The sequence below is a fragment of the Gracilibacillus sp. JCM 18966 genome (assembly GCF_055392695.1).
This window is the reverse complement of record NZ_AP043883.1, coordinates 1,313,512-1,329,366: the sequence shown is the minus strand read 5'-3', so window position 1 is coordinate 1,329,366 and position 15,855 is coordinate 1,313,512. Positions and strand designations below refer to the sequence as shown.

General features: G+C 39.4%; 14 protein-coding genes. 5 read left to right on the top strand and 9 right to left on the bottom strand.

The window, feature by feature from the left end; genetic code table 11:
* Positions 1-17 precede the first annotated feature (17 nt).
* Together ACZ5N5_RS06400 and yeiL are read right to left on the bottom strand one after the other, a co-directional pair.
* Positions 18-2,069: a choice-of-anchor J domain-containing protein gene (locus ACZ5N5_RS06400; protein WP_464373480.1), complete on the bottom strand. Its 2,052-nt coding sequence runs from the start codon at positions 2,067-2,069 to the stop codon at positions 18-20.
* Positions 2,070-2,327: 258 nt separating this feature from the next.
* Entirely contained in the window at positions 2,328-2,996 is a 669-nt protein-coding gene (gene yeiL / locus ACZ5N5_RS06395; protein ID WP_054789027.1) for a transcriptional regulator YeiL, read from the bottom strand.
* A gap of 82 nt (positions 2,997-3,078) precedes the next feature.
* On the opposite strand from yeiL, the gene ACZ5N5_RS06390 reads away from it, so the two are divergent.
* Positions 3,079-4,239 (top strand): MFS transporter, encoded by a 1,161-nt coding sequence (locus tag ACZ5N5_RS06390; protein WP_109983286.1) that lies wholly within the window; start codon positions 3,079-3,081, stop codon positions 4,237-4,239.
* Positions 4,240-4,419: 180 nt separating this feature from the next.
* Here the strand turns inward: ACZ5N5_RS06390 and ACZ5N5_RS06385 are convergent, their stop codons facing one another.
* From ACZ5N5_RS06385 to ACZ5N5_RS06375, 3 genes are all read right to left on the bottom strand, one after another.
* A complete protein-coding gene (locus ACZ5N5_RS06385) occupies positions 4,420-5,937 on the bottom strand; it encodes a bifunctional metallophosphatase/5'-nucleotidase (RefSeq protein ID WP_464373479.1) in 1,518 nt (505 codons plus the stop codon).
* Positions 5,938-6,247: 310 nt separating this feature from the next.
* A complete protein-coding gene (locus ACZ5N5_RS06380; RefSeq protein WP_054789031.1) occupies positions 6,248-6,979 on the bottom strand; it encodes an SDR family oxidoreductase in 732 nt (243 codons plus the stop codon).
* Positions 6,979-7,254, bottom strand: a complete 276-nt coding sequence (locus ACZ5N5_RS06375; protein WP_464373478.1) for an Atu4866 domain-containing protein — start codon at positions 7,252-7,254, stop codon at positions 6,979-6,981. The genes ACZ5N5_RS06380 and ACZ5N5_RS06375 overlap by 1 nt, the downstream gene beginning before the upstream one ends.
* Positions 7,255-7,424: 170 nt before the next feature.
* On the opposite strand from ACZ5N5_RS06375, the gene ACZ5N5_RS06370 reads away from it, so the two are divergent.
* Positions 7,425-8,306 (top strand): AraC family transcriptional regulator, encoded by an 882-nt coding sequence (locus tag ACZ5N5_RS06370; RefSeq protein WP_245902248.1) that lies wholly within the window; start codon positions 7,425-7,427, stop codon positions 8,304-8,306.
* Positions 8,307-8,643: 337 nt separating this feature from the next.
* Here ACZ5N5_RS06370 and ACZ5N5_RS06365 read toward each other — a convergent pair whose 3' ends face one another.
* Complete coding sequence (locus tag ACZ5N5_RS06365) at positions 8,644-9,207, bottom strand: dihydrofolate reductase family protein (protein WP_464373477.1); 564 nt, start codon at positions 9,205-9,207, stop codon at positions 8,644-8,646.
* Positions 9,208-9,871: 664 nt separating this feature from the next.
* Between ACZ5N5_RS06365 and ACZ5N5_RS06360 the strand changes: the two genes are divergently transcribed.
* Entirely contained in the window at positions 9,872-10,408 is a 537-nt protein-coding gene (locus tag ACZ5N5_RS06360) for a hypothetical protein (protein WP_464373476.1), read from the top strand.
* A 77-nt stretch (positions 10,409-10,485) separates the two neighbouring features.
* Positions 10,486-12,111, top strand: coding sequence for a type 2 periplasmic-binding domain-containing protein (locus ACZ5N5_RS06355; protein ID WP_464373475.1), 1,626 nt, complete (start codon positions 10,486-10,488; stop codon positions 12,109-12,111).
* 171 nt (positions 12,112-12,282) lie between these two features.
* On the opposite strand, the gene ACZ5N5_RS06350 is transcribed toward ACZ5N5_RS06355, so the two are convergent.
* On the bottom strand, positions 12,283-12,696 hold the full coding sequence (locus ACZ5N5_RS06350; RefSeq protein ID WP_054789033.1) for a MerR family transcriptional regulator: 414 nt from the start codon (positions 12,694-12,696) through the stop codon (positions 12,283-12,285).
* A gap of 170 nt (positions 12,697-12,866) precedes the next feature.
* On the opposite strand from ACZ5N5_RS06350, the gene ACZ5N5_RS06345 reads away from it, so the two are divergent.
* Positions 12,867-13,718, top strand: a complete 852-nt coding sequence (locus ACZ5N5_RS06345; protein ID WP_464373474.1) for an aldo/keto reductase — start codon at positions 12,867-12,869, stop codon at positions 13,716-13,718.
* A 276-nt stretch (positions 13,719-13,994) separates the two neighbouring features.
* Here the strand turns inward: ACZ5N5_RS06345 and ACZ5N5_RS06340 are convergent, their stop codons facing one another.
* Together ACZ5N5_RS06340 and ACZ5N5_RS06335 are read right to left on the bottom strand one after the other, a co-directional pair.
* On the bottom strand, positions 13,995-14,978 hold the full coding sequence (locus ACZ5N5_RS06340) for a DUF3231 family protein (protein ID WP_109983292.1): 984 nt from the start codon (positions 14,976-14,978) through the stop codon (positions 13,995-13,997).
* A 237-nt stretch (positions 14,979-15,215) separates the two neighbouring features.
* Positions 15,216-15,785 carry a hypothetical protein gene (locus tag ACZ5N5_RS06335; protein ID WP_464373473.1) on the bottom strand — a complete coding sequence of 190 codons (570 nt, stop codon included), beginning with the start codon at positions 15,783-15,785 and terminating at the stop codon, positions 15,216-15,218.
* Positions 15,786-15,855 lie beyond the last annotated feature (70 nt).

Below are 15,855 nucleotides of genomic sequence, written 5' to 3'. Positions count from 1 at the left end.
AATGAAGAGAAAATTAACTATCTCCTTTTCCCCTTCATCACTACTTCATAATCATACTCCGCACTTCCACCCTTACCTGGTTTAGGTGCATACGTAACCATCATTAAAATCTTAGAATATTGGGCGCTTTTTAACATATCCTTCAGATCGATCTTATCCTTTTCCTTCATATTGAGTAAATTTGGGAATTGAATGACTTTCACATGATTCGCTTTTCCTTTTGCCTTCCCTTTCTTAAATCCGATAAACTGCACTTGATAATCCACATACTCCTCTGTTACTTGCTCTAGGCTCATGAAAGACTCCGTCGATTCCATTGTATCTATTAATCTATCATTTATTTTTAAATTGGCTAAGTACCAGCCCTCTTCATTATGAGCCCAGTCTGTCATGTAGCGGAATGCGAGATGAACCTTTTGACCAGCATATGCCGATAGGTCGAAGCTTTCTGTTGTCCAGCCACCTGAGCTTCCAGTAAAACCTGGAACATTTTCTTTGATTGCTGGATAGCCATTTTCATCTACCTCACCACTTGTATGTTCATTGGCCAACGAAGTCCATGATTGTCCATTATCTGTTGAGACTTGAACCACGCCATAGTCCCAATTTTCTTCGATTTCATATTTTGTTTCAAAGGATAGAACAGGATTGGTTTCGCCAGTGAGATCTAGCTCTTTTATAAGAAAATGATCGGCTTGGTCCCCTTCACTCCCCCAGAGGACCTGACCCTTATCTGGATCACTGACTGCCTCCCAGTTAGTACTGAGGAAATCAATCCCTTTAAAATATAAATGATCAATCTTCTTATTCGGTGTAATAAATTTTATATCAGTTCCCCAAGCTGGAGCGATCTTATCTAACGCTGCTGCTGCTTCTAGATTAGGTTCTAAGTCTATGGATTGAAATTGGTAGGTCTTATTATCTCCTTGATACTTTCCATCTATCACTAATGCCATCATAAAATCTTGATAGACTTCCTTAAAATCACGCTTACTTCCCATCTCTTCTAGAACGGCATTAATACTATCAATACCTTGTTCCGGATGCTTGAATTCCTTCTGAAGAAATTCTGATCCAAATTGTTCATTCAGATAAAGCTGAAAAAGGTAAGCAACTCCGTAGTCACCTAGTATTTGTAGATCGGACTGATCCCCCCATTGGGTTAAGGAGTTTTTTAGATTATTCATGAAAAAGTCGACATGTGAATCGGAATGACCATACCCTACTAAAAATTGAGCAAAGTCAGCTAGCCCTTCGTTGATAAAGTTTTCTTCGGCCCCATCACTATCATGGTGTAATAGGTGCTGGAACTCATGTGCAAAGGTTCCTTCATATAAAAATGGGCGTTCCGCATCAGGGCCTGTCCGACTTGCCCAATCAAAGCTATCAATCGTCATGACATTGCGATCGGTAAATTCACTGATAGCTGGAGAAAAATATCCTGCAATATAGCTCGGATAATTCGGGTCATAATAATTCTCATCCTTAATATTATCGATTAAGATCACCACACGCCCAGAATCGTCCTGATGATATTCAGGGAACATGGAGTTATCTCCCTTTCGCTCAGCTGGTGGGGCAAAGAACTCCACCTCTTGTTCATAGATTTTTTCATCAAATTCATTTAAAAGATATTGAACCTGTTGATCGGTAATAACCGATAATTCTTCCTCATTTCTAGGATCTCCTTCCGGATACGCCAGTTCATTCGATACCCACACCTCCCCATATTCGCCTACACCTTTTAGGGTGAAAGAGGTAAGGACGTACTGTCCTGTTACATTATTCACCGTCACCCATGGCTTCGAAACACCAATATCATCAGGTGTGACGGATGAAGGGGTTTGTGCTTGTTTACCTTGTATGAATGCTCTACTAAAATCTACCTTTCCTTCCTTCAGAGCCTCTTCTACTGTCTCAGAGCGAAATTCTGCATCTATCTCTTTAGCAGTTGGATCTGGGTTATACTCCCCATCCCCATCCTCTGCACTTGCCATCGTAGGGAATGATAGACCTCCTACTAGCGCAAGAAAAGATAGCAGGAATAATACTTTTTTAGTTTTTCCCATAGTCGTTCTCCTTTCTATTATCAATAGGTAATACCTATTATCCTATCACTAGATTTGTAAATAATTTGTCAAAACTAGGCTAGTAAAAGGGTTTTTTATCGTGAAAATCTGATATTCTTCGGCAGGGATTTTACCTATTGAATCAAGAAATTAGGGCTTTATTAGGAGAGCTCTGCGGGAGATTGTGACGTTTTAGCCTGGTAGGAACACTTGACGAAGAAGAATACCGACAAATGGGATACTTGTCGATTTTCCTCTCTAATTTTTCAATACCTCAGCAAGTTCGTGCAAGGATTGATGCTGCTTAATTTGATAGTTTCTGCCTTCCTTTTCTAAGTATCCCTTCTCACAAAATTGGGTAAGCACATGTAATAAGTGCCTATAGGAAACACCTAAATAATCACAAACTGTTACATGCTTCTCCTTATAGATTCCTCCATCAGCCGTTTGTAAAATAAAATCCGCAAGTCTGTTTTCTAGCGGGAATGCTAGACTTTGAGTATATTTAGCTGCCATAATAGAAGCCTTTACACTCAAAAACTTGGATAATTCCCGTAGAAATTTCGCGTCTTCTAGCAATTGTTTGCGATAGTAATGAATAGGAATAGCAAAACAAATCGTCTTCGTTGATGCTTGAATCCCTTTTGTATAATACACATCATGTAATAATTCCATTTCTCCGATATATTCCTTTGCATTAATGAAATTAATTAACGATACCTTGCCATTTTGATGGGTTATATATATTTTTGCTTTTCCCTCGATAACGTAAAAGAGATAATCTGGTCTCCTACCTTCTTGAATAATCCAATCATTCCGTTGATACTCACGGACTTCGATAAAATCCTCCACGGGAAAGGAAAATAAATGGGCAATAGAGTTCTTTTCCAAATAGATCTTTTTCTTTTTATTTTTATAAATTTCCATACCTTCACCTCAAAATATGAGATATCTCCTATTACTTCATTCTATCTCCATGATATCATGCAATCTATGAGGGGGACATGAAATGAGCACACAACGCTGGATGAGTATACATTTTTTTAGCTTCTTTTTGACATGGGGGATTTTTCTACCCTACTGGTCAGGTTGGATGATTGATACAAAAGGGATTTCCGTCTCAGAAGCTAGCTTGATCATGAGCTTAGGATTGGTAGTCAGGGGAGTTTCTACTTTATTTGCCTTTCCTTATCTATCTGCAAGGGTTAGTAGTAAAAGACTACTGAGTATAATGGGGATTGGAACACTTGTGGCGATTGTCTGTTACATACCGGCAAATTCGTTTACCAGTTTATTAATCGCTACTAGCGCCCTACACCTGTTTTACCCAACATTAATGCCTGCCTTAGATAGTGTTGCTGGTGTTCTGGTGCAGAGTAAACAATTAAAACATTATGGCAGAAGTCGACAATGGGGATCAATTGGCTTTGTCTCCATCGGCATGATTATCACCATTTTTACAGGCTTATATGGAGACGAAATCATTTTTTGGTCACTATTATGTGGTGTCATCGGATTTGTAAGCCTTGGTTTTGTACAAACGCCGATGATTTTATCCGAAAAGCCACCAATGGACCAACCTAAAAAAGAAGGGCTATTTCAATTATTCCGTATCAAGCATTTCCGTCTAGTTCTGGTTATTGTCATTTTATTACAAGCATCACATGCTACTTATTACAATTATGGCTATATTTTTTTACAAGAGATTCAGGCACCTACCTACTTGATTGGTTTTATCATTAATATTGCCGTAATTGCGGAAATTGTCTTTTTCTCGATAGCCGATAAAAAATTTAATCAATTTTCGATTGGCGCCTTACTGACAATTTCAGCTATTGGTTCATCTGCGCGGTGGATTTTAGTTTTTGTCTTTCCGAATGTAATCATATTCGCTATTGCCCAAACATTGCACGCATTATCGTTCGCGATGGCACATTATGCTTTTATGAAATACTTAATTAAGAACATTCCACATCGACAAATACCAAAGGCACAAGGTGTTTATTCCGCGTTAGCCCTTAGCTGGAGCACAGCTGTTTTCACGATTCTAGGTGGATATTTGTATGAGATCGAGCCGAAGCTATCCTTTATTGGGATGATTTTGTGTACTATTCCTGCCATGTTGCTGGCGCTTGTATATAAAAGGTTTGAAAATAGCAAGAACATTTAGATGTAGCACTATTCGAAAGTCAAGGTATCCCAATCTATATATAATAATTTAAAGAGTGTAATGGAAAAAAGTCACCACTCTAAAACTTTCTGAAACCCCTGGCATATCCTGGGGTTTCCATAATCATTAAATAAGGTACTACTCACAGGTAGTATATATGTTGTATAGAAAGCAAACAGCTTAGTCTACCAATACCGTAATCCTTCCTTCTATTGTCTCATGGATGACCCCTATATTTTTAGCGTACTCTATTAACACTTCCGCATCGGTACGAGCATTTGTTTCTTCAACCATTAGCTTATTCGGATCGAACATCGTAAATCCATCTCCACCATTAAAAATATAATGAGGCATTGCGACTGTATAATTTTTTTGTAGCTCAAGTGGTTGGTTATTTACTAAAATATGATCAACCCTCATTCCTTTCGGGTTACTCCGATCATAAGAATAGGTGATTCCAGAAACCTGTAAAAAACCGCCACCCAGATTTTCTACATTGGATACTCCGTGTTCTAGAGCTGTTCGAATCGTTTCTCCTGTAACAGAAGCCAAAATCACCTTATTCCGAAATGGAAGGATGGAATAAGCATCACGCAATGTAAATTTTCCTGCCGGTACGCTCGCACGAATTCCACCACCATTCATTAGCCCAATGTCTGCTTTGAAATAGGAACGATAGCTATCCGCAATGAAATTACCAATATTCGTTTCTTGATACCTTGACTCATGGTTTTCCCCATAGATGAGTGGTATTCCTACTTGGGCAATGGGTTGGCCTAAATCCTTTTCCAATTTTTCCTGATAGTAAGCTGCAAAAGCCTTTAATTCCGGGTCCTCCGGCACCGTGTGATCGACTTTAATGATTTTAGGTGTTAAGCGAATATTTTTTCCTTTTTTACTAATATCCAACTGGATAATTGAGCCAATATTGCCTTCTGGGGCAAAAATATATCGATCATTCCATTCATGGATAAAAGATTGATTTTCCGCCTTTTCTTCGGTGAAGACCGCGTCTATTTCAGGAACTGCTGCTAATAATTGTTTGTCTTTTTCCAGGCTTTCCTGTGTTAAGGCAATGATAACATCGACTTTTTTCGCTTTCTTCATCTTGGCAATAGCATTTTTTGCGGACTGAATCATATCCTGCTGTTTTACTTGATCATCCACTGTTGTGGTATTCATATCATCCGTAAGTCCAATGATGCCAATTTTAATTCCCCGCTTATTAAAGATTTTATAGGTGGCTACGTCGGCAAATGGGTTTCCTTCTGGATCTACTAAATTAGAAGAAATCCACGGAAATGCTGATGTCTTAACTAAATCTTTCGTCACTTCAGAACCGAAATCAAAATCATGCTGTCCAAAATTGGCTATATCAATATCTATTCGATTGAAAGCTTCTACCATCGGAAACCCTTGATATACACCGCCAAATAAGGTTCCTCCACCTAAGTCACCACCAAATGCTACGAGTGTATGCTTATTCTTTTTACGGACCTCGTCAATAGCTGTTTTAAGCCTCGCCACTCCACCCCGATCTCCATAATCGTTGACAACTGGACTCACCTCATGGGCATCATTAAAGTATAGAATAGTTGCTTTTCTATTACTACTTTCTGCTTTTGCATTTACATCATCTGTCAATAAAGCAGTTATCATTACTACAAATAATAATAGAATAATGGGTCGTCTTTTCATTAGTATCCTCCCTATAGTTTTTACATTTCAGATCTCCTTTCAGCAAATTTTAACAAATGAATTTTAATTTATTGTTACATTTTCTTAAATCTTTAGAGAACGTTTAAGGAAAACAGAGGTTTAATCAGCTTTGAGCGGTGCCAGAGCGTCTACGGTCAACCCTCTGGCGATTCCCCCAGAACTTCTGGCAACCGTAGAAAATCTAACCCAGCAGGCGACGGTGCCACCGATTTGCCTTGCTCGGTGGTCCATTAGGTCTCATAGACCTTGCCACCGTACCGGAGATAACTGAATTGTTCTTTAAGTCAATCTAAACTACTGGTCTAATCACCATTTCATTCACATCGACATTAGTCGGTTGCTCAATAGCATAGGCGATTGCATGGGCAATAGCCGAAGCTGGGAGAGCAATGCGCCGATATTCTTTCATGAGCTCTTTTGCCTCATTGTCTGTTATGCTCCCAGCTAATTCTGATTCTGTTACTCCTGGAGCTACGAGAGTCACTCGAACGCCTTGCCCCGCCATCTCTTGCCGTAATCCATCTGTAATTGCCCGAACGGCAAACTTGGTAGCACAGTAAACAGCCGCTGTCGGGGATACCTCGTAAGCACCAATAGATGCTAAGTTAAGGAAATGCCCAAAGCCTTGTTTTTTCATAATAGGTATACCTGCTGCAATTCCATTAAGAACACCGCGAATATTGACATCAATCATCTGGTTCCATTCCTCTGTTTTTAAGGCATCCATCGGAGAGAGTGGCATCACACCAGCATTGTTCACTATTGCATCGATTCCTCCAAAGTGGCTTTCGGCTACATCTATGATTGCCTGCATCTGTTTAAGGTCTGTCACGTCGAGCTGTTGAACGATCACAGAACCACCTTCTGTACGAATAGCAGATGCTATAGCTTCTAGCTTTTCTAAACGTCTTGCTCCGATTACAATATGAACACCTCTCTTTGCAAGTAGTCGTGCAGTTGCTTCGCCAATTCCACTACTTGCCCCTGTAATAACAACAACTTTTCCATTTAGTCCAGACATCACTCCTTTCTCCCTTCACTAAGTTCTTCCCGATATAGAACCATACCTGCATGGTACAGCACTCCATTGACAAAATCACCATTGGCTGTAAAGCCTGTATCATCCTGATACTCGATATGATTGCCTTTGACAGTATAGCTTCCCTGATAAGCACTTTCGATGTCCCCACGAGCTTCATCGTATCTTCCGTTTGGTAATAACTCGTGACGAATGTATCCATCTGAAGTCACCCACATGCCGACATAGGGATGCGAATTTACATGTTCTTTTGCCATTTCACTATCTCCTTTCATATTTGAATAGTGCGAACACAAATGATTTTAATTCAATACGAATAGAGGGAGGTAGCTGAGAAATACACAATCATTGCCTAATCCTCCAAAAGGCTATAATATAAATAGCAAGATACCTTGATACGTGTACAGAAAAAGTTGGAGGAGTTACCGTGAGACGAGACAAAGAATTAGCTGAGTTAATGGAGAGGTTTGTTATAAATGATGGTACGCATGAAACGGCTATTCCAGGTTTGCACCTTGTACGTGCATCCCAGGTTTCTGAACCGATTTATTCTGTTTACGAGCCATCATTATGTGTGGTGGCACAAGGCTCTAAGGTAGTCATACTTGGGGAAGAGAGCTATAAATATGATTCAGCAAGTTATTTGACAGCTTCCGTTCATTTGCCAATAACAGGGCAGGTCATAAAGGCAACACCAGAAAAGCCCTATTTATGTGTAAATCTACAGCTTGACATGAATCAAGTGTTCGAGGTCATTCAATCCATGAATCAAGAAATTCCTAAACACTCCTCTGGTCGAGGCCTGGTAATCAACCCAAAGAGCGAATCTCTCCTCGAAGCAGTTATCCGACTAATCAAATTGCTAGAGACTCCACAGGATATCCCAGTACTTGCGGCCAGTATCCATCATGAGATCATATATCGAGTTCTTCAGAATGATCAGAATGGTACCCTGAAGCATTTCGCACTCGTTGGCAGTCAATATCAACGAATTGCAAAGGTGGTTGAGCTGCTGAACCATGAATACAGAAAGCCATTGAAAGTGGAGGAATTGGCGAAGGAAGCTAGAATGAGTTCTTCATCCTTGTATCATTATTTCAAGGAAGCTACAGGCATGAGCCCGATCCAATATCAAAAACAAATCCGGCTCCAAGAGGCACGTCGACTACTTTTAACAGAAAATCTAGAAGCCGCCGAAGCTGCGTTCCAAGTAGGTTATGAAAGTCCGTCTCATTTCAGCCGGGAATACCGTAGAAAGTTCGGGTTGTCCCCCAAGAGAGACTTAAAACGGATACTCGAATTTTTTTAAGTATAATTGGGAGGTCTCTTATGTAGGAAACCAGTTCCATTAAAAACTATTAATGGATCGTCTTCTCAGTGGTACCCTCTGTAGTTTTTACATATAGAAAATAGGAAAGTTGACTAAGATAGTTGATGTAGAGGTATTAATCTCCATAACAGGTCTTTTCTCCTGTTTTTTAGCGGGATTAAATAAGAATAGCTATGCCAAACAATAAAATAATAAAACCACCTGATAATAGTACACCAGACGGTGGGTTTAGGCAATACAATTGAAATCATGAAAAACAAATTAGGATAGGAAATAGACTAAGTACAAGTTCAAACTTCTTAATTTTTCGTCTTTATCAGTTACGAGCAGCATACCGTAGAACGACTACGCCATTGTCAAACCGGCGATCCTCAATCAGTTCCAGTTCCTGCCTAACACCAGCTGGAAAAAATCGCTTACCGCCCCCAACAATCACGGGGCACATAATCATCTGGAACTCGTCAACAAGACCGGCCTTTATCGCCTGAGAAGCAAGTTCAGGACCATCAACAGTGATGTCATACTCCGCATCAGACTTGAGCTTCTGGATCTCCTCAGGATCAAAGTACCGCTTGATCAACGTCCTTGCGCTACGCGGCTCGGTAAGGGTACTTGAGTAGACAATTTTCTCAGCAGCCTTCCATTGGTGTGCCCGGTCTAGTACGAACTCTGGTTGGTCAGGGATCCTGTGTGCCGTCTCCCAATAAGCCATCACCTCGTACATCTTTCGCCCGTAGAGATAAATACCGACTGACGACGTGAGTTCATTAATGTAAGAGTGCACCTCCTCTTCTTCGGGAACACCCCAGCCAAATTTGCCATGCTCGTCCTCCGTGTAACCATCCAGCGAAGTGAGCATTGAGTAGATCAACTTTGCCATACATCTCACCTTCCATATAGTATTTTTGATTTTCAGTACGAACTCTAGCAGATAAAAAAGTTATATTTATTTTACATTGTATTGGATCAAAAGATTTCTTTTAAATTGCTATGATTTTAGAAAGTTCTCCAAGGATTCGATGGTCAATTCTTGAATTTCTGGGCTAATCTGCTTGATAAAACGACCCTCCTTCTAGTTTTCCTACTTTAATGACATATGATCAACTAAAGCATCCATAGCAATCTTCTAACTTTCTAACACAACTTAAAAATCCATAACATAAACAGCATTTCCAGTAATTTAAATAAACAAATATTAACAAATAAATATTAATATATCGTTACTTTCTTTAATCTTTAGAAAATGTTGAAGAAAACTAGAGGCTAAATAGAAGTAGATGGACTAAATCCTAAAATGCACTCTCTCATTAATAATGTACGTTTTTCTATAAAAATAAATTTCTGATATTGTACCTCATAAACTCCATTGTCTGTTTGCTATGTAAAACATCCATGCTAATTTTGAAAGCGTTAACTATCAAAGAATCTTATTTAAAGAGGGCATAAAAATGGATCAGTCTATCAATCAATCGAAAAACCTTAAGGTAGTAAAACGTCATCCTGCCATAAAAAGTTTCCAAAGGCACTGACAATTATATATTCTAATGATACTGCCTGTATTGTATTTCATCATTTTCAAATATGTACCTATGCTTGGTGCGGTCATTGCTTTTAAAGAATACAATGTCGTTCAAGGTATTTTAGGAAGTCCTTGGGTTGGTTGGAAGCATTTTGAGAATTTTTTTAATAACCCAGTAGCCTGGGACTTGATTAAGAATACCTTTCTTCTAAGTATTTATCAGATAACTATAACTTTTCCACTTCCCGTACTATTAGCACTAGCCTTGAATGAAATAAAAGATGGTATTTTTAAACGATCCGTTCAAATGTTTACATATGCACCTTATTTTATCTCCACTGTTGTGATTGTCTCTATGATTATATTGATGTTATCACCAAGAACCGGAATAGTGAATAATTTGATAGAACTTATAGGAGGACAAAGCGATATGTTTAGATCAATATTCGTTTGGTCTGACGCTTGGCAAATAACAGGATCTAGTATTCCAGTGTTGATCATTTATCCATTTGCACAGAAATATTTTGTGCAAGGCATGCTACTCGGCTCTGTTAAAGGATAATTCGGATTCTGACTAAGAAAGGGGGTGATACGTAATTCGTTTTTTGTCACTATTTTAATTAAAGGGAGGAAATTAGAATGAAACAGAAGCATTTTCGCGCTTTGTTACTATTTATGTTCCTAATGATCATCGTAAGTGCCTGTGACTCAGGTGAAGAAGCAAGTGAGGAAGTGGAAAATTCGGATGGTTCCACAAATATGTCCGTATTTATTGCAGAAAATGGGGAAATGGATTTAGAGACCAATTCTTTCACTGAATTCGCCAAAGATGAATTTGACATCCATTTTGAGTTTCAAAAAACATCTTATGATTCTTCGTCCGCCAAGGAGAAAAGACAAATTTCATTAGCTAGCGGAGATTATCCAGATGTGTTTTTTTTAGTCGATTGGGTAGATAAATTTGAGCCTAGTGAATTATTAAAGTATGGAGAACAAGGAGCATTAATTCCTATAAATGATTTGATTGAGGAGCACGCACCCAATTTATCTAAGGTTTTGGATGAACGGGACTCCTTTCGTAAGATTGCTACCGCTCCCGACGGAAATATTTATGGCATCCCAGGATTAGAAGAATGTTTTCATTGTACCTGGCCGAATAAGTTGTGGTTAAACACTGACTGGTTAGAAAAATTAAATTTAGATATCCCTTCCAATCACGAGGAGCTGAAAGAGGTATTAACTGCCTTTAAGGAACAGGATCCTAATGGAAACGGGAAAGAAGATGAACTACCGCTCAGTGGTTCTGCAGCTTCACCTAATCATTCTATCATTCCTATTTTAATGAATGGTTTTGTATATGACGATGCACAAACTAGATTACTCGTTAAAAATGGGGAAGTTAGTTTTGCAGCTAATACACCAGAGTGGCGAGAAGGCTTAGAATATATTCATTCCTTGTATGAAGAAGGACTCATTGACTCTGGTGCGTTCACACAAAATCGTGATGCTTTTATTCAGTTGGGAAATAATGCTGACAATGTTATTTTAGGTGCTGCTGCTGCTCAGCATCCATGGGAATTCGTAGATAATGAAAATCAGTATGCCTATAATCCTATTGCTCCTTTGCAGGGTCCAAATCATCAATATGCTACGTACAATTATCCAGTAACTAATGGTGCTACTTTTGCCATTACGAATAAGGCGAGTGAAAAGACTCAAGTCAAAGCTATTAAACTATTGGATTATATGTTTACTATAGACGGAATGGTCCGTGCTCACCTAGGAGTAGAAGGAGAAGATTGGGTGACTCCTGAAGAGAGTGATGTGGCAATTAATGAAGATGTGGAACCAAATGTGAAATTGTTGCATCCTGAAGAACCTACCAATAATAACTGGTCCGCCGCGGCACAGTATTACCAACCGAGAGAGTTCCGGGATGGACAAGTTCAAGCTGAGGATATCTATACAGATGAGGGGTATGAACGAAGACTTCAGGAAGCAACCTATCTATATGAAGGTAAGGAACCAGAAGAAACCTTTCCATTCTGGGCAGCATGGTATCCTGAAGAAGTTCAAGATGAATATTCCACGTTGGAAACAAATATTTTAGATAATGTCGAGCAAAGTGCCACCCAATTTATAACAGGTGAATTAAGCTTAGAGGATGATTGGGATGACTATGTGAAGGGTCTAGAATCTCTCGGAATTGATAGATATGTGGAAATTAATCAAGAAGCATATGATAATTATTTAAACGAAGATTAAATGGTAAGGGTGCTAACAACCCTTAATGTTCGAATTTTATTAAAGCAACGAATTGGCTAAATGGAGACAAAATACAGGACTCCATTTAGCCAATTTTTTGTGGAGGCATACAGAAAGAGATAAGCAATACATCGACGTCTCAACGTGCGATCTATGGTTGCTTTTTGACTGCTACACTTGTTTCTCAATTTTATGCCAGTTAGCGGGATTAGTCGTGTCTGGAGCGCGTTGCTCCAAGATGGCCTGATATTGAGCAGCTTTCTGTTCTAGATGATCCACACGACGTTTGGCATCTTCGAGCTGAGTGAGTGCGGCTTCTCTATACTCCATCATTAGGGCACAGCGTTCTTGGACTGTAGAATCTCCTTCAAGGCAGAGGTCGACATACATTTTAATCACTTTAATTGGCATCCCTGTCTGTTTGAGGCACTTGGCGCCATATAGCCAGTTGATCGATTCTTCGTCGAACATCCGAATATTGTTTTTATTGCGCTGCACACTTGGCACCAAGCCTTTATCCGTATAATAGCGCACCGCGTGCTCGGTAAGTCCCGTTATTAGGGAGGCTTCTTTGACCGTATACATGTGTCATCCTCCTCAAGAAAAAAATGGGTTGAAACGACTTGACTTCGTGTAACACGAAGTCGGTAAACTTATTGTAATGTGAATCGGCTGTAAGCGCAATCCCTTATGTTGTGTTCATTTTCCGGGATTTTCTGCTGTTTGCCGTATCACAAACAATAGGAGGGATGACAATGAAAACTGTCACTTTAAACAATGGAGTCAAAATGCCGATCATTGGCTTCGGAGTCTATCAAATTCCAGATGCAGAGGAGTGCGAGAACGCGGTATATGAAGCGCTAATGGCTGGCTACCGCCTGATTGACACTGCAGCTGGTTACCTGAATGAGGAAGCGGTCGGACGTGCAATCAAGCGTAGCGGTGTGCCACGTGAGGAGCTGTTCATCACGACCAAGCTTTGGGTTCAGGATGCTGACTATGAGAGTGCTAAACTGGCCTTCTCCAAATCGTTGAAAAAGCTACAGCTTGACTATCTCGACTTATATCTCATTCACCAGCCGTTCGGAGACTATTATGGCGCTTGGCGAGCAATGGAAGAGCTTTACAAGGAAGGCAAGATCATGGCGATCGGTGTCAGTAACTTTCTGCCAGACCGTCTGATGGATCTCATCGTGCATAACGAAGTCGTACCCGCCATCAACCAGATAGAAACACATCCATTCTACCAGCAGATGGAGAGTGCAGCTTTTATGAAAGAGCATGGAGTGCAGCATCAATCATGGGGGCCATTCGCAGAAGGTCGCAACAACCTATTCCGTAACGAAGTGCTAAGCTCTATTGCAAAAAAACACAACAAATCTGTCGCACAGGTAGTGTTGCGCTGGCTAATTCAGCATAAGGTTGTTGCGATTCCAAAATCGGTGCACAAAGAACGGATCATCGAGAACATGGACATTTTCGATTTTGAGTTGAACGAGGACGATCTCGAATTAATTTCTATCCTTGATACGCGTGAAAGTCTTTTTTTAGACTATCACGATCCGGAAATCGCTAAGTCGCTTGGTACTTTGAGAGTCGATCTGTAAATTTCCCCCTGCTAAAAAGGGGCTGGGACAAAAGAGTAGTAAAGCAGGAATAATCCGAACGTTAATATTTGTGCACTGTAACCGCTCCGTCAAAATACTTCGCTTTCCGTGGGCACGGCCTCAGCTAACTTTGCAAAGGAAACCACTTTGCAAAGTGGATCTTCAGCTCGTGCTGTTCCCACAGGAGTCTCCGTATTTTGACTACGCTCAGTCAGAAGGTTGTTCGGATTTTCCTTCTTTCTATTTAGTTATGTCCCAGCTTCTTTTTTCTTTTTCTTATAAATTCATTTTTGGTGGTTCTTCCAACCAACCTTTAGCCATCATGAGGTTAACCCCTTTACGTTGATATTGAAATAAGTCTTTAGCGAAAATCATATTTTTGTATTGCAAATCATTGCGTAAACTAAAGCCCACACTAAACCCACCTCCGCCAAGAGAAAGGCCATCTAAAAGGTAATTACAGAACATCATCAGCTTTTCGGAGAAAGGTGGCATTGTTGAGTTTGTAACGGTTCCTCCTGGTGTGGCAGGCGGTTGGATGTTATTTTCAAGCAGGATGTCGGAAGTCTCCCTTATAATTTCCTTTGTAAGTGCGATTCCTTCCATAAAATATTTCTTTACCTCTTCGTCTTTGGTAGTTTGAGTGAAACCTTGTAAAAGTTGCATACCAACAATATTCGTTTCCATTGCATGATATAGGTAGCCGTATTCAACCGTATTTAATGTTCGCTTCTTCCCAAAAATATTGGTTCCTTTTAAGTAATTCTTATCTGTTATATAATCCGTTGACTTTGGCATATTAACGTAGTTCGGGCGAGTATAAAGTTTTTTGTCAAGAAGGTATTGAGTGAAATGACCATAAAAGGTTTCTGTTACTTCCGACATATCCCTGTACAGTTTTATAATGTCTTGACGGTAAGACATCGTCAAATGTAATACGTACATTCCTGCGCTTATTTCCTTTAATATTCGGCATAACATAATATCAAAACCGTTATCCCACAATTTTGGCGCTTCTAATTGAACATCCTTTTCAGTGAAACCATTTGGAACTGCTGCGCCTTCATTTTTAAACATGGTTTCCATTTCTAAGGTTAAGGAATGAAGTTGATTCCATAAGTCCGACATGAGATCTGTTGCTTTTTGATCATCAGATTTATCAATAAAATATTCCAATATACGCAAAATCATGGTTTTTTTATGATATGTCATCCATAGAGCTCCAAGTTCAGAGGCAGACATTTTAGTTTCTTCGGGCATTAACTCTTATCCTCCCTATTTTATCCGTGCTTTTCTCTAGATAGCATTTGTCATTTTGAATGTGATTATACAAAAAATACGCTCAGCTTAATGTATTGAGTTATAAAAATAAGATAAGGTTACCCGATGGGAGTTTTCTATTAATCAGATAATTAATCCATGCAAGAAAGACAATACAAGAAAAAGCACCATAAAAAACTCTCTTAATAGTCATGGACATCACCTAATAAAATATATTCATGCTTCTTCATTGCTCATATATTTAGCTTTACCATAATGATCAACGGCAAAGCTAAACATAACCTTTACTAAAAACAATATACTAATGATTAGCATGTAAGGCGTTATGCCTGGAAGCATAGGTAGGAAGCCAAGAGCAATCGACAAAAGCAAGCCCGCTATGAATAATTGCGAATCCTTTCCGCTAAGTGTAGTAACGATAAATGCACCGATAATTGTGTAAGCCCATATCCACAGTGAATACCCAATATCGGTATTGAGAAGAAAGGCTATTAGCAGGATATGGAAATGGATTGCTATAAATACGATTCGATTTGTCTTTCGAGCCGCATAAAAGTTGCTAGTTGAAATCGTAAAATTTGCTAAACAGCCGGCAAAAACATCGAATATCAATAACAATGCCAGGGCAATACGCCACTTCGGCAAATTGTCCGTCATTTCGGGAAATCTGTAATATAAAGCAGCTGTTAGGATTCCTCCAAAAAGTAGTATTGTCAGAATGGACCCAACAGATTGTTTTTCACCAAATACATCGTGCAAATAAGAAGGAATTCGAAATTGTCTCATTCCCTTACCTCCTATGAATTAATGAACAACCCATGATATGATAGTTATGTACTGTACATAGCGTTTTACT